General features: G+C 50.6%; 1 protein-coding gene. It reads left to right on the top strand.

The annotated features are described in order from the left end of the window. Nucleotides 1–8 precede the first annotated feature (8 nt). Nucleotides 9–231: hypothetical protein (locus tag ACTHTU_RS11460; RefSeq protein WP_440362619.1), on the top strand; the 223-nt coding region annotated here is incomplete at its 3' end.

Here is a 231-nt window from a genome sequence, read left to right as displayed (position 1 = left end):
CACCGGAAGTGACCCCATCTACTACCGATGGCTCAGTGGCTGTAAAAGTGCCTGGCGATGCCCAAGTAGGTGATACTGTAGAAGTGACAGTTACCCCTGAAGGTTCTGACACCCCAGAAAAAGTGACTTTGACCAAACAGGCAGACGGCAGCTGGACATCAGACAAACCTGAAACAGTGCCAAGCGTTGAAGCAGGCAAAGACAGCACCACTATTCCACAAGACAAAGTGA

Origin of the sequence: Neisseria sp. P0020.S005, from assembly GCF_051957055.1 — a bacterium.
GTDB classification, from domain to species: Bacteria; Pseudomonadota; Gammaproteobacteria; order Burkholderiales; family Neisseriaceae; genus Neisseria; species Neisseria subflava_A.
This window is presented reverse-complemented; position numbering and strand designations above follow the sequence as displayed.